Source organism: Streptomyces sp. NPDC091376, assembly GCF_044757085.1.
Taxonomy (GTDB): domain Bacteria; phylum Actinomycetota; class Actinomycetes; order Streptomycetales; family Streptomycetaceae; genus Streptomyces; species Streptomyces pratisoli.
In genome coordinates this window covers 19,380-43,979 of record NZ_JBIVUF010000024.1, presented here as the reverse complement: position 1 = coordinate 43,979, position 24,600 = coordinate 19,380, and the positions used below count along the sequence as shown (strand labels likewise).

Sequence of the window (24,600 nt, the reverse complement as noted above, 5' to 3'; positions counted from 1 at the left end):
GTCGATCATTCCGAGGGAAAGCCGCTGGTCGTCCGGGTGCTTTCGGCCAATCGCGCCTTCTGGCGGGCTTCGTGAAGGAGTCGTGGCGGCTCGTGCAGACTGAGGATCATGCGCTTCGAACTGGCCACTGTCCCCGGTACTCCCGAACACCCCAACGAGGACTGGACTTCCGTCGCCCTCCCCGCCTCGGGCCAGGGCGGATCACTGGTCGTCCTGGACGGGGTGACGCCTCCCCGGGGCGAGGACGGCTGTGTGCACGGCGTCCCGTGGTTCACCGCACGACTCGGCGGAGCCCTGATCGAACTGTCCGGTTCGCGGCGGGATATGCCGCTGGCCGAGGTTCTCGCGGATTCCATCCGGCGCACGGCCGATGCCCACCGGAACACCTGTGACCTTTCTCACGTGCGCACTCCGCAGGCGACGGTCGTCGTCGCGCGGTGGGACGAGGAGGAGGTCGAGCACCTCGTCCTGTCGGACTCGACGCTGTTGCTCGAGTCGCCGGACGGTGCCGTGCGGGCTGTCCTGGACGACCGACTGGACCGGATTCCGCGGGAGATCCTCCGCTCGCTCAGCGCGACGGACGCCCTGCGCAATCAGGAGGACGGCTTCTTCACGGCAGCCGCGGACCCCGAGGTGGCGGGCCGCGCGGTGACGGGCAGCACGCCGCGCGCGAGCGTGCGGGCGATGGCGGCGCTCACCGACGGGGCGTCCCGCTGGACCGATCTCTTCGAGGAGGGCGGCTGGGCGGACCTGATGGGGCTGCTGCACAAGGAGGGCCCGCACGGCCTGATCGAGCGGGTGCGGGCGCTGGAGAGCGCGGACGCGCGGCGGGGCGGCATCAGGCGCTGGAAGACGCACGACGACGCGACGGCGGTGTACGCGGAACTCCCGGCCCCGGCCCCGACTCCGGTCACGGACGCGACCCGGGCGTCGGCACCGTCCCCCACTCCGTTCCCGGACGCGACCCCGGCGTCGGCTCCGACCCCGTCGCCGGGCGCCGCTCCGGACCCGGACCGAGGAGGGCCGGCCTGATCCGGAGCGCGGCCTTCAGGCCGATGCGCCCTACCACTCGTCCGCGGTGTTGAGCTGCTGCAGCAGCCGGGCCAGCTCGGCGACCTCGCCCCGGTCCCAGTCGGCGAGTTTGCGTACGTACCGGTCGCGCCGGGCCTTGCGTACGGCCCGGAAGCGGGTGAGCCCCTCGTCGGTGAGCCGGACCAGCGAGGCGCGCCCGTCCGCCGGGTCGGGCTCCCGGACGACCAGGCCGAGTTCCTCCAGCGCGCGCAGCTGACGGCTCATGGTCGCCTTGCCGACGCCGAAGTAGGCGGCGAGTTCGGTGGCACGCTGGGCGCCGGACTCCTCCAGCCGTACGAGCAGTCCGTACGCGGCGGGTTCCAGTTCGGGGTGGACCTCGCGGGCCATCTCCCCGGAGCTGGCCCGTGCGCGGCGGAGGAAGACGGCCAACTCGCGCTCCAGGGCGAGGATCTCGCGGAACTCGTGGTCCGCGCCCTGGCCTCCCTTCGGGTCGGCTTCACTCCCCGTACCGCTTCCGTGCACGTCAGCACCCCTCACGCGCTTTCCCGGCGATGAAAGTTTCTTTCTGCGGCCGCCGTTGCCGCAGCTCGCCCAGTATTTCGCAGGCGTAGACCAACGGCAGGAACCGGCCCCTCTTCCGTCGGCGGCTTTCCCGCACCTAGCTTCGATATGGCATGTCCACACCATGTCGCTCTCCCCCACCTAGGCCTTTCGGAGGCACGCAATGCTCGTGCACAGATCCGGAACGACCGGAACCCGACGGACCACCACCACCCGCTGGACCGTGGCCGGCACCCTCCTCGCGGTCCTGGCCCTCCTCCTCACCCTCCCCGGCGCGGCGTCGGCCGCCGACGCGCCGGCCCGCGGTTCGGCCCGGATGGGCATGGGGGTCGTCGCCCACGACGGCCGGGGCGGTCCGCCGCGCGACAGCCGCGCCGTCCAGACCGAAGGCGTCGACGTCTCCAGCCACCAGGGCAACGTCGACTGGTCGGCACTGTGGAACAGCGGCGTGAAATGGGCCTACGTCAAAGCCACCGAAGGCACGTACTACGAGAACCCCTACTTCGCACAGCAGTACAACGGTTCGTACAACATCGGCATGATCCGCGGCGCCTACCACTTCGCGACCCCCGACACCACCACCGGCGCGGCCCAGGCGGACTTCTTCGTGGACAACGGCGGCGGCTGGTCCCGCGACGGCAGGACGCTGCCGGGCGTGCTGGACATCGAGTGGAACCCGTACGGGGACGCCTGCTACGGCAAGTCGCCGTCCGCGATGGTCACCTGGATCCGTGACTTCCTGAACCGCTACAAGGCCCGCACCGGACGCGACGCCGTCATCTACACGGCCACCAGCTGGTGGACCCAGTGCACCGGCAACCACAGCGGCTTCGGTGCCACCAACCCGCTCTGGGTCGCCCGCTACAACACCACCCCGGGGACGCTTCCGGCGGGCTGGTCCTACTACACGATGTGGCAGTACACCTCGACCGGCCCGATCGTCGGCGACCACAACAAGTTCAACGGGGCGCTGGACCGGGTGGTGGCGCTCGCCAACGGCTGACCCCCTGCCGGGGGTCCGGGGGTCGCCCCCGGGAAGACACAGCAACGGGGCGCTGGACCGGGTGGTCGCCCTCGCCAACGGCTGACCCCCTGCCGGGGGTCCGGAGGGCCGGGGGGCGCCGACGGCCGGCCTCGCGCGGCACCACGAAGGAGCCCCCGGCGCGGCCGTGCCACGCCGGGGGCTCCTGTCGTACGCGGTGACGCCGTGATCAGCCGCAGAGGCCCGCCGGGCGGCTACGGGTGACCAGGTCGGTGAAGCCGGTCGTGCCGTCGAGCCAGACGACCTGCCGTCCGGACACCGCGGCCGGGGACAGCTGCTCACCCCGGTTGCAGGACACCCGCTCCTGACGGCTGCCGTCCGTGGTCAGCTGCCACAGCTTCGGCAGCGTCTCGTTGCGCCACTCGGTGTCCGGCAGCTGGCTGTTGACGGTGACCGCGTCCTCGGAGACGGTCAGGTCGAAGGCGATCAGCGCCCGCGGCTTGGCCTCGGAGCTGATGTCGAACGCACCACGGCCGTCGAGGTCCGCCCGGCGCACGCCCATCTCACCGGCGTCGCCGGCGTTCTCGTCGGTCAGCCAGAAGACGTGCTTGCTGTTGATGCCGGTCTGGCCGAGGCCCTGCGGGTCGCCGAGCTGCTCGGTCAGCGTCTTGGTGCCCGTCTTCAGGTCGAGGATCTCGACGCCCAGCTTGTAGTCGGTCTCGCCCGGGTAGAGCTTGGCGTACGCGATCCTGCCCTGGGCGATCGAGGGCAGCGCCGTGGCGAGGAGGAAGCTGCCGCCGTCCGCGTACGTGGGCCGGCTGTCGCCGGGGCGGAGATAGGCGACATGGCGATCGCCGAAGATCCCGAAGGTCTCGAAGACGACTACACCGTTCTCGACCCGCAGCCCCGAGATGTCGCTGGACGACGTGTACAGCTTCTTGATGGGGCCGCCCGTGACCGGACGGGACAGGATGTCCAGGCTCGTGGCGCCGTACGCGGCCCACACGACGGTCTTGCCGTCCGTCGCCGGGTAGACGTGGAAGCGGCCGTCGTTCGGGCTGATCAGCTTGGGCGCCCCTGCGCCGTCCGCGCGTCCGGCGTAGACGGAGTACGGCTCGGAGCCGTCGTCGTTGGACCGGGACGAGGTCCACCAGCCGCCGCCCGCCTGGACTCCCGTGCCGCTGATGTTGAGCTTGTCGAGGAGCTGCTCGGAGTCGACCCCGAGGGCGTCCTCCCAGCCGGGCACGATGCCGTGGGCGCTGAAGGACCGCTTCACCACGTTCTGCTGCTTCGCGGTCAGACCGAGATCCTTCGCCGCGGCGAGCACAGCGGTGCGGCCCTCGGTGAAGCCGTCGAGCGGCGTCATGTACTCGGACAGCGCCTTGTACACGATCCGGTCGGCCATCTCCGCGCCGAGGTCCTGGCGCATGTCCCACAACGCGCCCGAGAAGATGGTCGAGTTGAGGTGGACGCCGCCGTTGTCGGTGCCGAAGGTCACCCCGAGGAAGTTCTTGGAGGTGGTCGCCCCGTCGTCGAGGTTGCGCAGGGCGCAGTCGCGCGGGCTCTTCGTCCGGCACAGGTCCTCGCCGATCAGACCCGCGGCCGGGTCGTCCATCGACTGGCCGGACGCGGTGACGTCGATGGCGTTGCCGAAGTAGTCGGCGACGGCCTCGTTCAGCGCCCCGGACTGGCCGGCGTAGACGAGGTTCGCGGTGCTCTCGACGACTCCGTGGGTCATCTCGTGGCCCACGACGTCGAGGTCGGCGGACAGCGGCTTGAACTCCTCGTCGCCCGATCCGTAGACCATCTTCTGGCCGTCCCAGAAGGCGTTGACGTAGCTGCCGCCGAACAGGGTCACGCCGACGAGCGAGTTGACGGTGGAGCCGCGCCCGTCGAGACCGTTCCTGCCGTGCTGCTTCTTGTAGTAGTCGTAGACCTGGCCCGCGGCCCAGTGCGCGTCGACCGCGCCCGCGTCGGTGGCGTCCTTGCCGAAGTCGGCGGCCGCGGAGCCGAACACCTTGATGCCGGCGGGCCACTGACCCGAGACCTCGCTCACGTCGCGGTCCGAGGCGTCCCAGGTGCTGAGGGTGTTCTTGCTGCTGTCGGCCATCCGCGCGTAGTCGGTCATGACGTACTCGCTGCGGATGCCGTCGAGGTACAGGTCGAGGCCGACCTTGGTTCCGTCGAGGCGCTGACCGCTGCCCTTGATGCCGGGATGCTCGGCGGACTCCGCGGCCGGGGCCCTGCCCGTCGCGGCGGCGTTGGAGACGCCGGCCTTCGACGCGGTGGCCTTCGACGCCGCCGGGTGACGGTCCGCCGCCGCATTCGGCGGGGTGACGGACTTGATGCCGCTGTACTGCAGCACCGGATAGCCCGACCGCGCGTCGACGTACACGTGCTGGAGCACGGGTTCGCCGGTCGCGGGGTTCGTGCCGCGCACAGTCACGTGGTAGGCGAGCACGCCGTCGCCCCGCGGGATGACGACGAGGCCGCCCGCGGTGCCGCTGAGCGCCTGCGCCTTCTGGGACTTCTCGCCCTCCTTGCGTACGGCGTCGGCCTTGGTGAGCTGCGTGTGGCCGAGCCGGGCGGCGGTGGCGCCCACGGCGCGGCGCACCGCGACGTCCTTGGTGACCGACGCCTCGGTGCCGGTCGTCAGCCCGGTGAAGTACTTGCCCGAGGTGCCGGTGACGACCCGCTTGCCGCCGTCGCTCTCCATGCGCACGACGTACTGGCCGCCGAGCACCGGGATTCCGCGGTGCTTCTGCTGGAGCCGTACCGTCTCGTCCGCACCGTCCTTGAGCGTCTGGACGGGCACGAGATCGCGCCGCGGTTGGGCGATGCGATAGCGGCTCTCCTTGGCTGCGAGGTGTCCGCGGGCCGCGTCCGCCGGAGCGGCCTTGGCGTCCACGGCCTCGCGCAGGCCTCCCACGAGCGCGGGTGTCGCGGTGTCCTCCCCGGGGACGACCTCGACGGACGGTGCCGGCGACGGGGTCGCCGCCTGGGCCGGTACCGCGGTGATCAGGAGTCCCGCGGCCGCCAGGAGCGCGGCGGTCGCCGCCCCCCTGGTTGTGCCGGACGCCGGTCTTCCATGGTTGTTGCTGGGCTTGCGCACAGTACGTACCCCTCCCACGTGCTTGGTCAGAGCCGGTTCAGGTGGTCATGGCCATGCAACATGTGGGCCGCCGGAGCAGCAATGAGCCAACTGCGTCGACAAGTGGGCATGCACACTTGTGTGTCTCGTGAACGCGGAGTGAGAATCCGGGACATGATCGAGGGGGAATTGCGCACCCTCGGCCTGGGGGCGGCCGAGGAGCGCGCGTACGAGGCCCTGCTGAAGGAACGCGCGGGCGAGGCGGACGAGTTGGCACGGCTGCTGGAGCTCTCCCGCGACCAGTTGGAGTCGGCTCTCGACCGGCTGGTCGAGCAGGGTCTCGCGCTTCCGCCGCCCGACTGCGGGGCGCTGCCCCGCCCGGCCGCGCCGGCCGCCGCGATCCGTACGCTCATCCACCGCCGGCAGGCCGAGCTGCATCTGAAATCGGCCGAACTCGAACAGTTACGCATGACCGCCGATCGGCTCGCGAGCCGGCTGACGCCCGGCCCGCCGGTCACGGCCGGAAGCGGCATCGAAGTGGTCACCGGGCAGCGGGAGATCGGCGAACGGGCGGATGTGCTGCTGGCGTCCGCGGAACAGGAGGTCGTCATCCTCGACCGGCCGCCGTACGTCAGGGGCCGGGTGGGGGACGGCAGTTCCCCGTCGCCCGGACTGGACATCGGGGCGCTGCTGGACCGCGGGATCGTCGTCCGCACCGTCCTCGACCCCGAAGGGCTGGCGACCCAGGACCAGATGCGGATGGTGACCGCGCTGGTGGAGCGCGGGCTGCGGGCCAGGGTGGCCCAGGGCGTACCGACCAAACTGATCGCCGTCGACCGGCGGATCACCCTGCTGCCGCCGAGTGACGCGGCCGATCCGACGGCCTCCGCGCTGGTGGTGGGCGACGCGCTGCTCGGCAACGCGCTGGTGCCGCTCTTCGAGACCGTGTGGGAGCGGGCCACCCCGGTGGGCGGCCCGGGCGGCTCGCTGGTCCCGGCGCAGAAGGAACTGCTGGCGCTGCTCGCCGCCGGGCTCAAGGACGAGGCGATAGCGCGCAGGCTCGGCGTCCATGTGCACACGGCACGGCGGCGGATCAGCAGGCTGCTGGAGACGCTGGGCGCGGAGACCCGGTTCCAGGCGGGGGCACAGGCGACCCTCCGGGGATGGCTCGACGGCTGAGTGAGCAAGGATGGGGCCATGCTCTGGAACAGGCCGATGCTGTGGTCCGCGGTCGCGGTGCTGACCGCCGCGACCGCGTGCGCGGCGCCGTCCCACTCGGCGACGCCGCACCCTGCCGCCGAACCCCGGCAGCGGGCCGAGGGCCCCTCGCCGCAGACGTCGGCCGTGCCGTCCGACGGGCTCCGCTCGGTGGGCGTGCTGCTCGACGGCGAGGACCACTGGTGCACGGCGAGCGTGGTCGACAGCCCACGCGGCAATGTCGTCGCGACCGCCGCGCACTGCGTCTTCGAGTACGGGACGTACGCGAGCGGCTTCTCCTTCGCGCCCGGATTCCACGGCGGCGGGAAGGGGTCGGCCCCGTACGGCACGTGGAAGGTCGCCGCTATCCAGGTCGACGACCGCTGGCGCAAGGACGAGGACGACACGTCCGACTACGCCTTCCTGACGCTGGAGCCGGACGCGCGGGGCCGCCAGGTGCAGGACGTTGTGGGCGCGGCCGAGCCCGACTGGTCGTCGCAGCCGAGCCGCCGGGTCACGGTCGTCGGCTACCCCAACCCCGAGCACAATCCGGCCAACCGGCCCATCACCTGCACCACCGACGCCCGTCACGACGCCGACCAGCCCGCGCGGATGGTGCGCATCGAATGCCAGGGCTTCTGGGACGGCACGAGCGGCAGCCCCTGGCTGGCGGACTACGTGGACCCGGGCCGGCCGGGGCGGGTGATAGGCGTCCTGAGCGGGGGCGACACGGACACGGAATCGACGGCGGTGCTCTTCGGCACACGTGCGCGCACTCTGTACGACAAGGCGGCCCGCGTTCCGGTCAAGGGCACGGCGCGCTGAGCTTCGTCCGGGGACCTTCAGTCGTCCGCTTCTTCACCGTGGGCCCGCGGGCCCACGGTGAAGAGCACACCGCGTCGCCGGGTGACGGCCTGCGGACGCGGACCGTCACCCGGCGACCGGGGAACCGGAACCGGGGCGGAGCCCCCGGCGCACCCGCTACGCCGCGGCCGCCACCGGCAGTTCCGCCGGAGAGAGGGCGATCTCCAGGACCTGGCGGACGTCCGTGACCGGGTGGACCTCCAGCTTGTCCAGGACCTCCGCCGGGACGTCGTCCAGGTCGGCCTCGTTGCGCTTGGGGATGACGACGGTCGTCGTCCCCGCCCGGTGCGCGGCCAGGAGCTTCTGCTTCAGACCGCCGATGGGCAGCACCCGCCCCGTCAGGGACACCTCACCGGTCATCGCCACGTCCGTACGGACCGGCCGCCCGGAGAGCAGCGACGCCAGCGCGGTGGTCATCGTGATGCCCGCGCTCGGGCCGTCCTTGGGGACCGCGCCCGCCGGGAAGTGGATGTGCACGCCGCGGTCCTTCAGATCGGCGACGGGCAGCTCCAGTTCCGCGCCGTGCGAGCGGAGGAAGCTCAGCGCGATCTGTGCGGACTCCTTCATGACGTCGCCGAGCTGACCGGTGAGGGTCAGTCCGGCCGCGCCGGTCTCCGGGTCGGCCAGGGACGCCTCGACGTAGAGCACGTCGCCGCCGGCGCCGGTGACCGCGAGGCCCGTGGCCACGCCGGGCACCGCGGTGCGCCGCTCGGCCGGGTCCTGGGCGGCCTCGGGGACGTGGTGCGGTCGCCCGATGAGACCACGCAGCTCCCCGTCGGTGACGGTGAACGGCAGCTCCCGGTCGCCCAGTTCGTGCTGGGCCGCGACCTTCCGCAGCAGCCGGGCGATCGCCCGCTCCAGGTTGCGTACGCCCGCCTCGCGGGTGTACTCGGCGGCCAGCTTGCGCAGTGCGGAGTCGTCCAGGACGACCTCGCCCGGCTCCAGGCCGGCCCGCTCCAGCTGGCGCGGGAGCAGGTGGTCCCGGCCGATGACGACCTTCTCGTCCTCCGTGTAGCCGTCGAGCCTGACCAGCTCCATCCGGTCGAGCAGGGCCTCCGGGATGGCCTCCAGGACGTTCGCCGTGGCCAGGAAGACCACGTCGGACAGGTCCAGCTCGACCTCCAGGTAGTGGTCGCGGAACGTGTGGTTCTGCGCCGGGTCCAGGACTTCGAGCAGTGCCGCTGCCGGGTCCCCGCGGAAGTCGGAGCCGACCTTGTCGATCTCGTCGAGCAGGACCACCGGGTTCATGGACCCGGCCTCCTTGACGGCGCGGACGATACGGCCCGGCAGCGCGCCGACGTACGTACGCCGGTGCCCGCGGATCTCCGCCTCGTCCCGGACGCCGCCGAGGGCGACCCGGACGAACTTCCGTCCCATCGCGTGCGCGACGGACTCGCCGAGCGAGGTCTTGCCCACGCCGGGCGGGCCGACGAGCGCGAGAACCGCGCCCCCGCGCCGCCCGCCGACCACGCCCAGCCCCCGGTCGGTACGCCGCTTGCGCACCGCCAGGTATTCCGTGATCCGTTCCTTCACGTCGTCCAGGCCCGCGTGCTCGGCGTCCAGGACCGCCTTGGCGCCCCGGATGTCGTACGCGTCCTGCGTGCGCTCGTTCCACGGCAGTTCGAGGACGGTGTCGAGCCAGGTGCGGATCCAGGAGCCCTCGGGGCTCTGGTCACTGGACCGCTCCAGCTTCTCGACCTCCTTGAGCGCGGCCTCGCGGACGTTCTCCGGGAGGTCGGCGGCCTCGACCCGGGCACGGTAGTCGTCGGACTCGTCCTCGCCGTCCTCGCCATTCAGCTCGCGCAGTTCCTTGCGCACGGCCTCGAGCTGGCGGCGCAGCAGGAATTCGCGCTGCTGCTTGTCGACGCCCTCCTGGACGTCCTTGGCGATGGACTCGGCCACGTCCTGCTCGGCGAGGTGCTCACGCAGCTGCTCGGTGGCGAGCTTGAGCCGGGCCACCGGGTCGCTGGTCTCGAGCAGTTCCACCTTCTGGGCGGTGGTCAGGAAGGGTGAGTAGCCGGAGTTGTCGGCGAGGGCCGAGACGTCGTCGATCTGCTGGACGCGGTCGACGACCTGCCAGGCGCCGCGCTTCTTCAGCCAGCTGGTGGCGAGTGCCTTGTACTCCTTGACCAGTTCGGTGACGGAGCCGGGCAGTGTTTCGGGCAGCGCCTCGTCGACAACGGTGCCCTCGACCCAGAGGGCCGCGCCGGGACCGGTCGTACCCGCGCCGATGCGCACCCGGCTGCGGCCGCGGATCAGGGCGCCGGGGTCTCCGTCGGAGAGCCGGCCGACCTGCTCGACGGTGCCGAGGACACCGGTCGAGGCGTACGTACCGTCGATGCGCGGGACGAGCAGCACCCGTGGCTTGCCCGATGCCGAACGCGCGGCTGCCTGGGCGGCCTCCACCGCGGCCCGTACGTCGGCGTCGGACAGGTCGAGCGGTACCACCATCCCAGGCAGCACGACCTCGTCGTCGAGCGGCAGCACAGGCAGAGTGAGCGGTGTGGACGTCGAAGCCATGATCTCCCCTTCGGCAGTCAAGTTGAGCTACATGGACTCAATGCGGAAGGGGCGGCCGATGTTCCCCCGTGGCCGTTCGCTGTGAGCGATCACCCCTGTCACTTCCCGTGACCCATCAGATGTAATAGGTCAATGACATTTTTATCCATTACCGAGACGATACGGGCCTGGGTGGACGGCTGGGTCGTCTCGCGCGGTGCCGCGGAACCCGTCGGCGAGCCGTGGGGCGTCACCGTCGACGTCGGACTCCCCCGGCACACCACCCGGCACGTCCTCACCGACAACAGCGAGCGGAGCGTCCGCGAGGTGGCCGCGACGGCCCGGATGCCGGGCCGGTGGCTCAAGGTGTTCGAGGAGCAGGAGCGGGTCCTGGAGTGGCTGGGGCCGGACTGGACGCCGGACGAACCCGGCTTCCTGATGACGGCGGCTCTGACCCGGAAGGAAACGGACGTAGGGGCAGGCCACCGGCTGCGCACCTGGACGCGTGACGGCGTCACCCGGGTCCTGGTCACGACCGCGGACGGCGCCTTCGCGGCCCGGGGCCAGATCGCGACGCGGGGCACCACGGCCGTCGTCGACCAGATCGAGACCGCCGCCGGGCACCGCCGCAAGGGCCTCGGCAGCCTGGTGATGCGCACGCTCCAGAACGCGGCGGTCGAGCGGGGAGCCACCGCCGGCGTCCTGGGCGGCACGCCGGACGGACAGGCGCTCTACACAGCGCTGGGGTGGCGCACGGTCGCCCCACTGGTCAGCGTGTACTACGACCCGGCGCCCGCCGACGTCTGACGGCACGGTCGTGGACGAGGACGCGGACGTGGACGCCCGGGGAGCAGCGGCCAGGTGGCGACGCCCGCGAGCAGGGCCAGCACATGGCCCCAGTTGCCGAGCGGGTCCTCGTACGCCAGCAGGTCCCGCGCCAGGAGCGCCGAGACGCACACCAGCAGCGCCGTCCGCGCGACCGGGGCGTACAGCCCGGCCAGCGCGCCGACGCTCGCCAGCAGGCCGAAGCTGATGCCGTAGTCGAGCCGGTGCAGGGACGTCTCGGGCAGCCGGCCCGCCAGGACCCACAGCCCGACCGGGATCTCGGTGGCGAGCGTGGCCACCAGATGTCCGCCCAGGAAGACGCCGGCCGTGCGCCGGCCGCCGATGCGCCGCTCCAGGGCCGTGAGGACGAGCACGAACCCGAGGGCGTACGGGGAGGCGAGCCCGCCGGCGATCCACAGGGCACTGGCGACCAGGACGAGCGGCGGTGCCGTGGCGAGGTGCGCGACGTCCGTGCTGGAGCCGCGCAGCAGGGCGGCCACCGTCGCCGGGTCGCCGTAAGCGGCGAAGAGGGAGGTCGCGACGAGCACGAGCCCGTAGCAGAACGTGAAGGGCGTTCCGGCGGGGTCCGGGAGGAGCCGCGCGAGCCGGACGGGCCGGCGGGCCCGCGTGTGGACGCACGCGTCCGCGGACCCGCGCGACCCGGCGCGCCGCGCCGTGCAGAGCGCCTTCATCCCGGGCCGGCCCCTCTCGCTGCGACGGCTCCCGACCCTGCCCAGCAACGCGATCACCACCCGTCGCGTCCATGACCTGCGCCACACAGCCCGCCGCGCGACGGCCGCCGCTAGCCTGAGGGCCATGGAGCCCTCCAGCCGTCCCGCCGGCCACCGGACCGTCGACCGCCGCGAAGGACCGTACGGCGAGGTCGTCCTGCGTGAACGGAGCGGCCCCGAAGGGGAGATCCACGAGATCATCGCCAACGGCTGCTTCCTGATGGACACATCGGACGGCCGCTCCGAACGACGGCTCCTGGACGCCGCGTACGAGGCGCTCGACGGCCGCCCGGCCCCGTCCGTACTCATCGGCGGACTCGGCGTCGGCTTCTCGCTGGCGCGCGCGGCGGCCGAGCCCGCGTGGTCCCGTATCGCCGTCGTGGAACGCGAACAGGCGATCATCGAATGGCACATGTCGGGTCCGCTGCGGCGGATCTCCGGCGCGGCGCTCGCCGACCCGCGGACCGTGATTCTCCACACGGACCTCGTCGATCACGTCCATAACGCTTCGGACACGTATGACGCGCTCTGCCTCGACATCGACAACGGCCCCGACTGGACCGTCACCGAGGACAACGGCAACCTCTACTCACCGGACGGACTGGCCGCCTGCGCACGGCGTTTGACCCCCGGCGGAGTGCTCGCCGTATGGTCGGCGAAGCCCTCCGCCGATATCGAGGAATCCTTGCGGAATGCCGGATTCAGCGGGGTAAGGACCGAAGAGATCCGGGTTGCCCGAGGCGTACCTGACGTGGTCCATCTCGCGGTTCGCCCTGCGTAGCCGGGAACTGGTCGGTGCCCTTACGCTGCCTACCTGACACACCGATCTACACGCAGCTCGCAGTGCGCGACAGGGGCGGGGCGATGGAGCAGACACACACCAGCAACAACGGCGCGGCGGCGCACTCGACCGCGAGTGCCCAGCGCCGGGTGCTCGTCGTCGAGGACGACACCACCATCGTCGACGCCATCTCCGCCCGGCTGCGCGCCGAGGGGTTCCTGGTCCAGACCGCGACGGACGGCCCGGCGGCCGTCGACGCCGCCGAGGCGTGGCAGCCCGACCTGATGGTCCTCGACGTGATGCTGCCGGGCTTCGACGGCCTGGAGGTGTGTCGCCGGGTGCAGGCCCAGCGGCCGGTCCCGGTACTGATGCTCACCGCCCGTGACGACGAGACGGACATGCTGGTCGGGCTCGGCGTCGGCGCCGACGACTACATGACCAAGCCGTTCTCCATGCGTGAGCTGGCCGCCCGCGTGCACGTACTGCTGCGCCGGGTGGAGCGCGCCGCGCTGGCCGCCGTGACGCCCCGCAGCGGCATCCTGCGCCTCGGCGAGCTGGAGATCGACCACGCCCAGCGCCGGGTCCGCGTCAAGAGCGAGGACGTGCACCTGACGCCCACCGAGTTCGACCTGCTGGTCTGCCTGGCGAACACGCCGCGCGCGGTGCTCTCGCGCGAGCAGCTCCTCGCCGAGGTCTGGGACTGGGCGGACGCCTCCGGCACCCGCACGGTCGACAGCCACATCAAGGCCCTGCGCCGGAAGATCGGCGCCGAGCGCATCCGTACCGTCCATGGCGTGGGGTACGCCCTGGAGACTCCGGCGCCATGAACCGGCTGAGCCGGCTCCGGTCCGAGCTCGGGTCGGTCGAGATCTCGATCAAGACCAAGCTCGGCGCCCTCGTCGTGGTGGCGGTGCTCATCACGACCGGGCTCGCCCTGGTCGCTTTCAGGACCGGCGCGGAGCTGCGCTACATCACGGTCTTCGCCATCATCACCACGCTGCTGATCACCCAGTTCGTGGCGCACGGGCTCACCGCGCCGCTGGACCAGATGACCACGGTCGCGAAGTCGATCTCCCACGGTGACTTCACCCGGCGGGTCCGCGGCGCCGGCCGCCGCGACGAGCTGGGCGACCTCGCCTCCACCATCAACCGCATGGCGGACGACCTGGAGGCCGTGGACCAGCACCGCAAGGAGCTGGTCGCCAATGTCTCGCACGAGCTGCGCACCCCCATCGCGGCGTTGCGCGCGGTGCTGGAGAACGTCGTGGACGGCGTCTCGGCCGCCGACCCCGAGACGATGCGAACGGCGCTGAAGCAGACCGAGCGGCTGTCCCGGCTGGTCGAGACCCTGCTGGACCTGTCCCGGCTCGACAACGGTGTGGTCACGCTCAAGGCACGGCGCTTCGAGGTGTGGCCGTATCTGTCCGGAGTGCTGAAGGAGGCCAATCTGGCCGCCGCGCAGCGCAGGCTGTCCTCCGGCTCCGGCAGTCACACCCGCAAGGACGTCCATCTGCACCTGGACGTGTCGCCGCCCGAGCTGACCGCGCACGCGGACGCCGAGCGGCTGCACCAGGTGATGGCCAATCTGATCGACAACGCCGTGAAGCACTCCCCGCCGCACGGCAGGGTCACGGTCCGGGCCCGCCGCGGCGCACAGGCCGAGTCGCTGGACCTGGAGGTGCAGGACGAGGGTCCCGGCATCCCCGAGTCGGAGTGGCACAAGGTCTTCGAGCGCTTCAACCGGGGCGGCGTCCCGGCGCCGCACGGCCCCGGCAGCGACGGCGGCACGGGACTGGGCCTGGCGATCGCCCGCTGGGCGGTCGAGTTGCACGGCGGCCGCATCGGCGTGGCCGAATCGGCTCGCGGCTGCCGCATCCAGGTCACTCTTCCGGGAATCCAGGCCTCACGCGGTTGACGTAGGGTTCGAAGCGGAAGCGAACCGGCCGCCCGGGTCATCCGAGTGGGCGTCCGGGAAGCAGTCAGGGGTGCGGTCCACGGGGCCGTAGCCGCGATGCGTCGTACCCTGTCCGCCGGGGAACCCCGCTTGTTTCCCGCCATTTCCTACGCCGAAACCGGCTGTCAGGTGTGACTTAGGCGACGATGACCACGCCCGGCCTGCATCTCCCGGCCCCGGAGGCGTAGCCTTTATTTCCGCTGTCCATCACCTTGTGAAGCGGAAGAGGGCGGTTGCCGCCGTGTCGTCTCAGTCCCCCAGTAACTCGAGCACTTCGACCGATCAAGACGGGCAGGGGAAGAACCCCGCTGCCGCCTTCGGTCCCAATGAGTGGCTCGTCGACGAGATCTACCAGCAGTACCTCCAGGACCCGAATTCGGTCGACCGCGCCTGGTGGGACTTCTTCGCCGACTACAAGCCGGGCGGTACGGCCGCCGCCGGCTCCGCCGCCGCGGGGGTGGCGGAGCCCACGAAGCCCGCTGCCCAGGGCACCACTCAGACGCCGAGCACCGCACAGGCTCCGGCGCCCGCGGCTCCGGCCGCCCCGGCCCAGCCCGCTCCGGCTCAGCCCGCCGCCGCGCCGCAGGCAGCCGCTCCGGCCGCCGCGCCGGCCCCGAGCGCCGCTGCGGCGCCCGCGCCCGCGGCTGCCCCGGCGAAGCCCGCTGCCGCCGCGCCCGCCGCCAAGGCAGCCGCTCCGGCGGCCACCGAGGGCCCCGAGCTGGTCCCCCTCCGCGGTCCGTCCGCCGCCGTCGCGAAGAACATGAACGCCTCGCTGGAGCTGCCGACGGCCACGTCCGTCCGCGCGGTCCCGGTGAAGCTGCTCTTCGACAACCGGATCGTGATCAACAACCACCTGAAGCGCGCCCGGGGCGGGAAGATCTCCTTCACCCACCTCATCGGCTACGCGATGGTGCAGGCGATCAAGGCCATGCCGTCGATGAACAACTCCTTCGCGGAGAAGGACGGCAAGCCGACCCTGGTCAAGCCGCCGCACATCAACCTCGGCCTCGCCATCGACCTGGTGAAGCCGAACGGTGACCGCCAGCTCGTCGTCGCGGCCATCAAGAAGGCCGAGACGCTGAACTTCTTCGAGTTCTGGCAGGCCTACGAGGACATCGTCCGGCGCGCCCGCAGCAACAAGCTGACGATGGACGACTTCACCGGCGTCACCGTCTCCCTCACCAACCCCGGCGGCCTCGGCACGGTCCACTCCGTGCCGCGTCTGATGCCCGGCCAGTCGGTGATCATGGGCGTCGGCTCGATGGACTACCCGGCCGAGTTCCAGGGCACCTCCCAGGACACCCTGAACAAGCTGGGCATCTCCAAGGTCATGACGCTGACCTCGACGTACGACCACCGGGTCATCCAGGGCGCCGCCTCCGGCGAGTTCCTGCGGATCGTCGCCAACCTCCTCCTCGGCGAGGACGGCTTCTACGACGACATCTTCGAGGCGCTGCGCATCCCCTACGAGCCGGTCCGCTGGCTCAAGGACATCGACGCCTCGCACGACGACGACGTCACCAAGGCCGCCCGGGTCTTCGAGCTGATCCACTCCTACCGGGTCCGCGGTCACGTCATGGCCGACACCGACCCGCTGGAGTACCGCCAGCGCAAGCACCCCGACCTGGACATCACCGAGCACGGGCTCACCCTGTGGGACCTGGAGCGCGAGTTCGCGGTCGGCGGCTTCGGCGGCAAGTCGATGATGAAGCTCCGCGACATCCTCGGCGTGCTCCGCGACTCGTACTGCCGCACCACCGGCATCGAGTTCATGCACATCCAGGACCCCAAGCAGCGCAAGTGGATCCAGGACCGCGTGGAGCGCCAGCACGCCAAGCCGGAGCGCGAGGAGCAGCTGCGCATCCTGCGCCGGCTCAACGCGGCCGAGGCGTTCGAGACCTTCCTGCAGACGAAGTACGTCGGCCAGAAGCGCTTCTCGCTGGAGGGCGGCGAGTCCGTCATCCCGCTGCTCGACTCGGTCATCGACTCCGCGGCGGAGTCCCGCCTGGACGAGGTCGTCATCGGCATGGCCCACCGCGGCCGGCTGAACGTCCTGGCGAACATCGTCGGCAAGTCGTACGCGCAGATCTTCCGCGAGTTCGAGGGCAACCTCGACCCGAAGTCGATGCACGGCTCCGGCGACGTGAAGTACCACCTGGGCGCCAACGGCACCTTCACCGGCCTCGACGGCGAGCAGATCAAGGTCAGCCTGGTCGCGAACCCGTCGCACCTCGAGGCCGTCGACCCGGTCCTCGAGGGCGTCGTCCGCGCCAAGCAGGACATCATCAACAAGGGCGGCACGGACTTCACCGTCCTGCCGGTCGCCCTGCACGGTGACGCGGCCTTCGCGGGCCAGGGTGTGGTCGCCGAGACGCTCAACATGTCGCAGCTGCGCGGCTACCGCACCGGCGGCACGGTCCACATCGTCATCAACAACCAGGTCGGCTTCACGGCGGCTCCCGAGTCGTCCCGCTCCTCCATGTACGCCACGGACGTGGCCCGCATGATCGAGGCGCCGATCTTCCACGTGAACGGTGACGACCCGGAGGCCTGCGTCCGGGTGGCGCGGCTCGCCTTCGAGTTCCGCCAGACGTTCAACAAGGACGTCGTGATCGACCTCATCTGCTACCGCCGCCGCGGTCACAACGAGGGCGACAACCCGCAGTTCACCAACCCGCAGATGGTGAACCTGATCGACAAGAAGCGCTCGGTGCGCAAGCTCTACACCGAGTCGCTGATCGGCCGTGGCGACATCACGCTGGAAGAGGCCGAGCAGGCGCTCCAGGACTTCCAGGGCCAGCTGGAGAAGGTCTTCGCGGAGGTCCGCGAGGCCACCAGCCAGCCCGCCCCGGCCCATGTCCCGGACGCGCAGGCCGAGTTCCCGGTGTCGGTGACCACCGCGGTCTCCCAGGAGATCGTCAAGCGGATCGCCGAGTCCCAGGTCAACGTCCCGGACCACATCACCGTCCACCCGCGTCTGATGCCGCAGCTGCAGCGCCGCGCGGCCTCGGTCGAGGACGGCACGATCGACTGGGGCATGGGCGAGACCCTGGCCATCGGTTCGCTGCTGATGGAGGGCACCCCGGTCCGGCTCGCCGGCCAGGACACCCGCCGCGGCACCTTCGGCCAGCGCCACGCGGTCCTCGTCGACCAGGAGACCAACGAGGACTACACCCCGCTGCTCTACCTCGCCGAGGACCAGGCCCGCTACAACGTCTACGACTCGCTCCTGAGCGAGTACGCGGCGATGGGCTTCGAGTACGGCTACTCGCTGGCACGCCCGGAAGCGCTGGTCATGTGGGAGGCCCAGTTCGGTGACTTCGTCAACGGCGCGCAGACCGTCGTCGACGAGTTCATCTCCTCGGCCGAGCAGAAGTGGGGCCAGACCTCCGGCGTCACGCTGCTCCTGCCGCACGGCTACGAGGGCCAGGGCCCGGACCACTCGTCCGCCCGCCCGGAGCGCTTCCTCCAGATGTGCGCGCAGAACAACATGACGGTCGCCATGCCGACGCTGCCGTCGAACTACTTCCACCTGCTGCGCTGGCAGGTCCACAACCCGCACCACAAGCCGCTCATCGTCTTCACCCCGAAGTCGATGCTGCGTCTGAAGGCCGCGGCGTCCAAGGCGGAGGAGTTCCTCACCGGCGGCTTCCGCCCGGTGATCGGCGACGAGTCGGTGGACCCGACGGCCGTCCGCAAGGTCGTCTTCTGCTCCGGCAAGGTCTACTACGACCTGGAGGCCGAGCGTCAGAAGCGCGGCTCCACGGACACCGCGATCATCCGCCTCGAGCGTCTGTACCCGCTGCCGGGTGCCGAGCTCCAGGAGGAGATCGCCAAGTTCCCGAACGCCGAGAAGTACCTGTGGGCCCAGGAGGAGCCGGCGAACCAGGGTGCCTGGCCGTTCATCGCGCTCAACCTGATCGACCACCTGGATCTCGCGGTCGGCGCGGACGTCCCGCACGGCGAGCGCCTGCGCCGCATCTCGCGGCCGCACGGCTCTTCCCCGGCGGTCGGTTCGGCCAAGCGGCACCAGGCGGAGCAGGCTCAGCTGGTCGCCGAGGTCTTCGAGGCCTGATCAGCGACTGTACGAACCGGAGGGCCCGGCCCCGCGATCACTCGCGGGGCCGGGCCCTCCGGCATGCGTACGGCGTTCAGCCGTCGGCGGGCTCCTCGCCGGCCGGTCCCCCGGCCCTCGCCGCGGGCAGCCGGATGAGCACGACCCCGCTGCCCAGGTCTATCGGCCCCCGCCCGGGATCGGCGTCACCGGCCTCCTCCAGGGTGAGCTCCTGACGCCGTCGCTCCTCCTCGGTGTGCCTCCGCCCAGGAGCGAACAGCTCGTTCAACGCACCGCCGAACATGGTTGCTCCTGTCTGGTGGGGGTTCGCCCCTCATGGTACGAATCCTTCCGCGGCTGTGGAGGGGGCAAGGGCGTGCTCTGCCCCACAGCGCGCGGTGCGTGACGTACGAAAGGCCCGGCCCGCGACGGATTCGCGGGCCGGGCCCTTCGGCGTGCAGGAAACCTGCGCTCGTGCTTCAGACCATCTGGGGTTCGAAGTCCCAGTAGGGGCGGTTCCTGGAGCGGGCGGAGACCGTGTGGACGTGCTGGGAGCCCAGCGTCGCCGCGAGGTCCCCGAGCGCCTCCGTCTCGATCTTGTCCGCGCGCTGCCGCTCGCGCAGGGCCCGCAGATCGGCCGCGTGGGCGATCCGCGAGGAGAGCGTCAGCGGATGGGTCCGGCCCAGTGCCTCGGTGGCCCGCCCGATCGTGGCGTCGGTCAGCTCGGCCGCGCGCTCGGGCTCGCCCACCAGATTGCGCAGCGCCGAGGCGTTGATGGCGCAGCCCAGCGTCCAGGGGTGGTTCTCGCCGACGGCCCGGGTCATGTCGGCGAGCGCTTCCTCCACGAGCAGATGGGCCTGCTCCCGGTCTCCGACGTTGCGCAGGATCAGGGCGTGGTTGCTGCGCGAGCCCGCCACGTACGGATGGCTCTCGCCGAGCATGTCCGTGTAGCCGCCGACGACCCGTGCGCTTATGTCCCTGGCCTGGTCGATGTCTCCGTGTTCGCGGGCGAAGCAGCACTGGCTGGCCGCGAACATCATGGTGAGCGGGTCGCCCTCGCCGAGGACGCGTTCGCTGCGCTCCAGTACGCGCGTGAACAGCTCCTCGGCCCTGGCGCGTTCGCCCATGCGGTACTGGCACAGGGCCAGGTTGTGCTCGGCCCGCAGGGTCTGGGGGTTGTCCCGTCCCATGGTGAGGCGGTGCACGCGGACGCTCTGTGCCTGCAGCGACTCGGCCTCGCTGTAGCGGCCGAGCAGCCGCAGATCGGTGGCGTAGTTGATCTCCGAGTAGAGCGTCCAGCCGTGCCGGGGCCGCAGCAGTTGCCGGCGCGCCTCCAGCGTGAGCCGGTTGAGCTCCAGGGACTCGGCGTACCGGCCGAGCAGCCGCATCGACGTGGCCAGGTTGTTCTGGGCGTTGACGGTACGGGAGTCCTGGTCGCCGAGGAGTTCGCGATAGGCGCTGAGGATCCAGCCGGACAGCTCCAGGGCCTCGTCGTACCGGCCGAGGCCGCGCAGATCGGCCGCGAGTCCGCCGGCCGCCCGCAGATGCTCCAGGTCCTCCGGGCCCCGTTCGGTCCGCAGATGCTCGACCGCGGCGCGCTCGATGGCCTCGGTGCCGGCGTAGTCGCCGACGGCGCGCAGCAGATTGGCGTAGTGGTAGCTGAGGTCCCAGATCCTCGGGTGGGTGTCGCCGAGCAGCTCCCGCCAGGCGTTCATGGCCCGTTCGCCGAGCTTGATGCCCGCCCGGTACTCGCCCGAGAGGTACATGTAGCGCAGGCAGTTGAGGACCAGGGTGTGGACCGCCGGGTCCTCGCTGCCGAGGACGTCGGCGTACTTGAGGTGCGGGGTGATCTCCGCGTACCGCGGCCAGAGCCGTGTGTCGGTCGGGCGGCCGGGCTCGGCACCGGCGAGGGCGCGCCGCACGACCTCGATGAACTCGCCGCGGTCCCGCTCCGGCATGTCCTTGCGGACGATCTGGTGGACCATGCGGTGCAGATACAGCGATTCGCCGGAGGTCGACGCCTCGTCCGCCAGCGACTCGTGGGACTCGAGCCGCACGACCGAGTACTGACGCAGCTGCGCGATCGCCTTGTTCCACAGCAGCGGGTCGTTCATCAGCCCGGAGAGCGACTCCGGCATGGCGCCCGGCGGCATCTCCTTGAGCAGCCGCACGGGTACGGAGCCCGGTGCGAAGAAGGTGCACAGGCGCAGCAGGTCGACGGACTCGGGGACTGTCTCGCGGAGCTTGTTCAGCAGTATCGACCAGGCGGTCTGGAAGGCCAGCGGGAAGTCGGCCGAGACCTTGACGACGTCCGAGTCGATGCCGCCCTCGAGCAGTTCGATGTACTCGTCGACGGACATGTCGGAGTCGTTGAGCCAGCCGGCCGTCTGGTCGAGCAGCAGCGGAAGGTCCTCCAGGGCCACCGCCAGCTGGTCCGCCTCGTTGTGGGTGAGCCTCGGGGCGCGGCGCCGGATGAAGGCGACCGACTCCTCGCGGTCGTAGACGGGCACCTCCAGCAGGTTGCTGTTGTGCTCGCTCCACTCCGGGTTGCGGGAGGTGATCAGGACGTGGCCGGGGCCCGTCGGCACCAGGTCCCAGATGTGCTCCGGCTCGTCGGCCCCGTCGAGGACCAGCAGCCAGCGCTGGTACGGCTCGCCGCGGCGCAGCGCGTCCCGCACCGCCCGCAGCCGTTCGCCGTACTCGGCGCCGGTGGACAGGCCCAGCGCCGGGGCGAGTTCGGCGAGCTTCTGGCGGTAGGTGACGCGCTTCTCGGCGGACACCCACCACACGACGTCGTACTCGGAGCCGAAGCGGTACACGTACTCGGCGGCGAGCTGGGTCTTGCCCACGCCCGACATGCCGTACAGGGTCACGACGCCGGCGCCGGACCCGGCCTCCTGGAGCGCGTGGTAGGCCGAGTTGAGCAGGCTCTCACGGCCGGTGAAGCGGGTGTTGCGGCGCGGCACGCCGCCCCAGACCTCGGGGGTGTCGGCGGGGTAGCGGGGGCCCAGCCGTCCGTCGACGGGTTCGGTGAGCGGGTCGTCGGGCAGGTCGAGCCGGGACAGGAGGCGGCGTTCGGCCTCGTCGGCGCCGACGTTGGTGAGGTCCGCGGCGGCGAGCACGGCGGTGGCGGCGGGCAGCGGAGAGGTGGTGACGGAGACGGCGGCGAACCGGCCGGGATCGGCCGCGACCACCTCGCGCAGTGCGCGGTTCCACTCCTCGTGGCTGCGCGGGCCGAGCTGGAAGTACCAGTCGCTGAGCAGGACGAGGATGCGGCCCGGGGCGAGCATCAGATCCTGCAGGTTCTCTTCCAGCGGGGTCTGCACGGGCGGGTCCCAGCGCTGGAAGACCACGCGCATGCCGCGTCGTTCGAGCCGGTCGCCGATCCATGCCGCCCAGGCGCGGTTGAAGCCCGCGAAACTGATGGTGACGGTACGCGACCCGGTCGCTCCAACGTGCCTACGCGCTGCGGGCATTCAACCGTCTCCCTGCTCCACGACAATCCATACGAACATACAACGGAACGTGGTCTCAGCGCTGCGTTCCGTTTCGCTGGCACCAGATCACGCGCGCGGTGTCGACATATGCCGCCGCCCTCGCCAAGTGCCCCGAAGGGGGCGGCCGATCAGCCAGATGGTGGTAGAGCGCGATCATCTCGTTGACCACGGTCCGTCCCTCCCGGGTGAGTTCCCCGGAGCCGGCCAGCACGGGCAGCACCGCGCCGACCTGCTCTCGGCAGCGGGCGTGCTCGGCCCAGGCGAGGTCGCGGTGCGCGGTGTTCTCCGCGCCGAGTGCGAACCGCTGCCAGTAGTCGGCCAGCGCGATGTGCGAGTACGCGCCCTGCAGCAGGCCGTCGAAGGGCCGCGGGTCGGACCGCCAGGGGGCGAAGTGCCGTGGGGTCGCGTCCTCGTGGTGCAGCGGGGCGAGCGCGCCCAGTGCGGCCAGTTTGGTGTGCTGGAGCTCATGGACCAGCGTCGCGGCGAAGTGGGCGGGGGTGGACGGCCGGCTGCTGAGGACGGCGCCGAAGGCCTCGCGGCGGGTTCCGCTGCAGTGCGAGGCGCTCTCGCCGGTGGGTCCGGAGCCGGGCGGCGGGGCGAGCGGGACCAGACAGCGCAGCAGGGCCGTCGCCTCGGCGACGCGGTGCTCGCCGCCGATCCGCAGGAGGGGCTCCATTCCGCACCAGGCCTCCGACCAGGCCTTGCGCTCGCTGTCGTCGAGCACGGCCGCGGCGCTCAGCCCGTGCCGCTGCGGGCCCCCTCCGACGGCGCGGTACGGGTGGAGGTCGTCCAAGGGTACGGGCCCGGAGCCCGGCAGGACGGCGGGCAGGGTGTACACGGGCTGCCAGCGAGGATCGTTCTGACGTAACGTCAGTTCGTCCTCGGTGAAGGCGATGTCGACGGGACCTGTCGAGTCCGTGCGCAGCGAGCCCAGGGTGGGGAGGGCCAGTTCGCCGCCGACGGGGGTGAGGCGTGCGCTGAAGGACAGGCCCGCGCGGATGGCCCCCGCCGCGGCGAGTGCGCCGAAGTGCGCGAGGTCGGCCCGTAGTTGGGGTGTCGACTCCGGTGCGGTGAGTCCGTACAGGCAGCGCTGGACCCACGGCCCCGTGAGCGGGTGGAGCAGCAGGGACCGTACGGCCGCCCTGTCCCTGCGTTCCGCGGCCTCCAGCAGGGCCCAGTCGTCGTGCATCCGGTGCAGCAGGCCGGGCGGGCAGACGGCGGCCGGCGCCGCCTGCGCGGCGTCGAGCAGCGCACGCAGCATGACGAGCCGTCGTGTGTGCTGGTCGCGCACCAGCAGGCCGAGGGTCTCGGGGCCGCCTTCCGTGCGGCCGAGTTCCCGCAGGGCCCGCTCCGGGACGGCGGGGCTCACCGGACGGCTCCCGCGGCGGTGCCGGCCAGCCGGCCGGCCACATGGCGGATCAGCCGTTCCAGGTCGGCGCAGTAGACGGAGCGGTTGGTGAAGCCGCTTCCCGCCCGGTAGCGGTGGGCGTAGTGGCCGCCGCCGCAGACCGTGAGCAGCGGGCAGGCGCGGCATTCGCCTGCGAGGGCGTCCGCGCCCGCCTGCCGGGCGGCGATGCCCGGGTGGTCGAGTGCGTCGTCGAACGTGTGCCGGAAGACGTCGAGTCCGGTGGCGGCGGCGGTGTCGTAGGCCGACTTGAGGGAGTCGACCTGCTCGACGGCACCGTCCGTCTCGACGACGACGGCGTTGACGGGGTCGAGGCCGAGCGACTCCGTGGCGCCGGGCAGCCCCAGCAGCAGCGCGAGGCACTCCTCGAAGAGCCTCACCCGGGTCTCCCGCCGCCCGGCGCCCCACCACCGGTCGAAGACGGCGACCAGCCAGTCCCCGTAGGGGGTGGCGCGCGGGTCCGTCGAGGGCTCCGCCGCCAGCCCCGGTGGCGGGCTGGTCCAGTTGCCGTGCGGCAGCAGCAGGTCCAGCGCCGGGGGCTCGAGCGCGAGCAGGGACTCGTACAGCTCGACCGGGTCCGTGCGCACGTCCACGACCGTGAGGATGCCCGCGTACACCTCGGGATGGCGTTCCGCGAGCAGTCGCGCCCCGCGCACGGCCGAGGGCCAGGACGGCCGCCCCGCGTGGTCGGTGCGCAGGGTGTTGTGGGAGGGGAGGCCGCCGTCGAGGCTGAGGCCGACGCGGATGCCGTGGCGGGCGAGGGTGGTGACACGGGCGTCGGTCAGCAGCGTCGCGTTGGTCTGCACGGTCGCGTGGACGATGCAGCCCGCGGGCACCCGGTCGCGTACGAGCGTGGCGAAGGCACCCAGTCGCCGCGCCCCGGCGAGCAGCGGCTCACCGCCGTGCAGCACGAGGGAGATCTCCCGCTGGCCGTGCGTCAGGGCATGCTCGGCGATCCGGGCGGCGGTCCGGTCGAGTACCGCGGGCGAGGCGGCCGCGGGCCGGTCCCGCCAGGTGTGGTCCGGGCCCGCGTACAGATAGCAGTACCGGCAGGCCAGATTGCACCGGCCGTGCGCCTTGACGATGAACTGGCCGAAGGGCACCCGGGGCGTCGCGCGACGAGACAC

At 71.5% G+C, this 24,600-nt stretch carries 16 protein-coding genes and 1 pseudogene; 9 read left to right on the top strand and 8 right to left on the bottom strand.

Annotated elements, in window-relative coordinates; genetic code table 11:
• Positions 1 to 108 precede the first annotated feature (108 nt).
• Positions 109 to 888: pseudogene (locus ACIQMR_RS33850) on the top strand (protein phosphatase 2C domain-containing protein); the annotation flags it as partial.
• Between the two features lie 174 nt (positions 889 to 1,062).
• Here the strand turns inward: ACIQMR_RS33850 and ACIQMR_RS33845 are convergent.
• Entirely contained in the window at positions 1,063 to 1,554 is a 492-nt protein-coding gene (locus ACIQMR_RS33845; RefSeq protein ID WP_401395752.1) for a MarR family winged helix-turn-helix transcriptional regulator, read from the bottom strand.
• A gap of 202 nt (positions 1,555 to 1,756) precedes the next feature.
• Here ACIQMR_RS33845 and ACIQMR_RS33840 point away from each other — a divergent pair, with 202 nt between their 5' ends.
• On the top strand, positions 1,757 to 2,596 hold the full coding sequence (locus ACIQMR_RS33840; RefSeq protein WP_401395636.1) for a lysozyme: 840 nt from the start codon (positions 1,757 to 1,759) through the stop codon (positions 2,594 to 2,596).
• A gap of 208 nt (positions 2,597 to 2,804) precedes the next feature.
• On the opposite strand, the gene ACIQMR_RS33835 is transcribed toward ACIQMR_RS33840, so the two are convergent.
• Complete coding sequence (locus ACIQMR_RS33835) at positions 2,805 to 5,687, bottom strand: M4 family metallopeptidase (RefSeq protein WP_401395634.1); 2,883 nt, start codon at positions 5,685 to 5,687, stop codon at positions 2,805 to 2,807.
• A 153-nt stretch (positions 5,688 to 5,840) separates the two neighbouring features.
• On the opposite strand from ACIQMR_RS33835, the gene ACIQMR_RS33830 reads away from it, so the two are divergent.
• A complete protein-coding gene (locus ACIQMR_RS33830) occupies positions 5,841 to 6,845 on the top strand; it encodes a helix-turn-helix domain-containing protein (RefSeq protein ID WP_401395631.1) in 1,005 nt (334 codons plus the stop codon).
• An 18-nt stretch (positions 6,846 to 6,863) separates the two neighbouring features.
• Complete coding sequence (locus ACIQMR_RS33825) at positions 6,864 to 7,688, top strand: trypsin-like serine peptidase (RefSeq protein ID WP_401395628.1); 825 nt, start codon at positions 6,864 to 6,866, stop codon at positions 7,686 to 7,688.
• A gap of 156 nt (positions 7,689 to 7,844) precedes the next feature.
• On the opposite strand, the gene lon is transcribed toward ACIQMR_RS33825, so the two are convergent.
• Positions 7,845 to 10,247: an endopeptidase La gene (gene lon / locus ACIQMR_RS33820; RefSeq protein ID WP_401395625.1), complete on the bottom strand. Its 2,403-nt coding sequence runs from the start codon at positions 10,245 to 10,247 to the stop codon at positions 7,845 to 7,847.
• Between the two features lie 132 nt (positions 10,248 to 10,379).
• Here lon and ACIQMR_RS33815 point away from each other — a divergent pair, with 132 nt between their 5' ends.
• Positions 10,380 to 11,033: a GNAT family N-acetyltransferase gene (locus tag ACIQMR_RS33815; RefSeq protein ID WP_401395622.1), complete on the top strand. Its 654-nt coding sequence runs from the start codon at positions 10,380 to 10,382 to the stop codon at positions 11,031 to 11,033.
• Here ACIQMR_RS33815 and ACIQMR_RS33810 read toward each other — a convergent pair.
• Positions 11,006 to 11,869 carry a rhomboid-like protein gene (locus tag ACIQMR_RS33810; protein ID WP_401395619.1) on the bottom strand — a complete coding sequence of 288 codons (864 nt, stop codon included), beginning with the start codon at positions 11,867 to 11,869 and terminating at the stop codon, positions 11,006 to 11,008. The two genes, ACIQMR_RS33815 and ACIQMR_RS33810, sit on opposite strands and share 28 nt — an antisense overlap.
• Here ACIQMR_RS33810 and ACIQMR_RS33805 point away from each other — a divergent pair.
• The 4 genes from ACIQMR_RS33805 to ACIQMR_RS33790 all read left to right on the top strand — a co-directional run bounded on the left by ACIQMR_RS33805 (position 11,868) and on the right by ACIQMR_RS33790 (position 18,592).
• On the top strand, positions 11,868 to 12,563 hold the full coding sequence (locus tag ACIQMR_RS33805) for a spermidine synthase (RefSeq protein ID WP_401395616.1): 696 nt from the start codon (positions 11,868 to 11,870) through the stop codon (positions 12,561 to 12,563). The two genes, ACIQMR_RS33810 and ACIQMR_RS33805, sit on opposite strands and share 2 nt — an antisense overlap.
• Before the next feature lie 83 nt (positions 12,564 to 12,646).
• On the top strand, positions 12,647 to 13,390 hold the full coding sequence (locus ACIQMR_RS33800) for a response regulator transcription factor (RefSeq protein ID WP_401395614.1): 744 nt from the start codon (positions 12,647 to 12,649) through the stop codon (positions 13,388 to 13,390).
• On the top strand, positions 13,387 to 14,478 hold the full coding sequence (locus ACIQMR_RS33795) for an ATP-binding protein (RefSeq protein WP_401395611.1): 1,092 nt from the start codon (positions 13,387 to 13,389) through the stop codon (positions 14,476 to 14,478). The genes ACIQMR_RS33800 and ACIQMR_RS33795 overlap by 4 nt, the downstream gene beginning before the upstream one ends.
• A gap of 280 nt (positions 14,479 to 14,758) precedes the next feature.
• Positions 14,759 to 18,592, top strand: a complete 3,834-nt coding sequence (locus ACIQMR_RS33790) for a multifunctional oxoglutarate decarboxylase/oxoglutarate dehydrogenase thiamine pyrophosphate-binding subunit/dihydrolipoyllysine-residue succinyltransferase subunit (RefSeq protein ID WP_401395608.1) — start codon at positions 14,759 to 14,761, stop codon at positions 18,590 to 18,592.
• A gap of 76 nt (positions 18,593 to 18,668) precedes the next feature.
• Here the strand turns inward: ACIQMR_RS33790 and ACIQMR_RS33785 are convergent, their stop codons facing one another.
• The 4 genes from ACIQMR_RS33785 to ACIQMR_RS33770 all read right to left on the bottom strand — a co-directional run bounded on the left by ACIQMR_RS33785 (position 18,669) and on the right by ACIQMR_RS33770 (position 24,600).
• On the bottom strand, positions 18,669 to 18,875 hold the full coding sequence (locus ACIQMR_RS33785) for a DUF6191 domain-containing protein (protein WP_266382969.1): 207 nt from the start codon (positions 18,873 to 18,875) through the stop codon (positions 18,669 to 18,671).
• Positions 18,876 to 19,050: 175 nt separating this feature from the next.
• Positions 19,051 to 22,047, bottom strand: coding sequence for an FxSxx-COOH system tetratricopeptide repeat protein (gene fxsT, locus ACIQMR_RS33780; protein WP_401395604.1), 2,997 nt, complete (start codon positions 22,045 to 22,047; stop codon positions 19,051 to 19,053).
• Positions 22,048 to 22,102: 55 nt separating this feature from the next.
• Positions 22,103 to 23,437, bottom strand: a complete 1,335-nt coding sequence (locus ACIQMR_RS33775) for an aKG-HExxH-type peptide beta-hydroxylase (RefSeq protein ID WP_401395602.1) — start codon at positions 23,435 to 23,437, stop codon at positions 22,103 to 22,105.
• Positions 23,434 to 24,600, bottom strand: coding sequence for an FxsB family cyclophane-forming radical SAM/SPASM peptide maturase (locus ACIQMR_RS33770; RefSeq protein ID WP_401395599.1), 1,167 nt, complete (start codon positions 24,598 to 24,600; stop codon positions 23,434 to 23,436). Before ACIQMR_RS33770 ends, ACIQMR_RS33775 begins: the two co-directional genes overlap by 4 nt.

Excerpts from the sequence above, each read along its gene's own strand:
- ACIQMR_RS33840 (WP_401395636.1), top strand. The coding sequence starts at position 1,757 with ATGCTCGTGCACAGATCCGGAACGACCGGAACCCGACGGACCACCACC.
- ACIQMR_RS33830 (WP_401395631.1), top strand. The coding sequence starts at position 5,841 with ATGATCGAGGGGGAATTGCGCACCCTCGGCCTGGGGGCGGCCGAGGAG.
- ACIQMR_RS33825 (WP_401395628.1), top strand. The coding sequence starts at position 6,864 with ATGCTCTGGAACAGGCCGATGCTGTGGTCCGCGGTCGCGGTGCTGACC.
- lon (WP_401395625.1), bottom strand. The coding sequence starts at position 10,247 with ATGGCTTCGACGTCCACACCGCTCACTCTGCCTGTGCTGCCGCTCGAC.
- ACIQMR_RS33815 (WP_401395622.1), top strand. The coding sequence starts at position 10,380 with ATGACATTTTTATCCATTACCGAGACGATACGGGCCTGGGTGGACGGC.
- ACIQMR_RS33805 (WP_401395616.1), top strand. The coding sequence starts at position 11,868 with ATGGAGCCCTCCAGCCGTCCCGCCGGCCACCGGACCGTCGACCGCCGC.
- ACIQMR_RS33810 (WP_401395619.1), bottom strand. The coding sequence starts at position 11,869 with ATGGCCCTCAGGCTAGCGGCGGCCGTCGCGCGGCGGGCTGTGTGGCGC.
- ACIQMR_RS33800 (WP_401395614.1), top strand. The coding sequence starts at position 12,647 with ATGGAGCAGACACACACCAGCAACAACGGCGCGGCGGCGCACTCGACC.
- ACIQMR_RS33795 (WP_401395611.1), top strand. The coding sequence starts at position 13,387 with ATGAACCGGCTGAGCCGGCTCCGGTCCGAGCTCGGGTCGGTCGAGATC.
- ACIQMR_RS33785 (WP_266382969.1), bottom strand. The coding sequence starts at position 18,875 with ATGTTCGGCGGTGCGTTGAACGAGCTGTTCGCTCCTGGGCGGAGGCAC.
- fxsT (WP_401395604.1), bottom strand. The coding sequence starts at position 22,047 with ATGCCCGCAGCGCGTAGGCACGTTGGAGCGACCGGGTCGCGTACCGTC.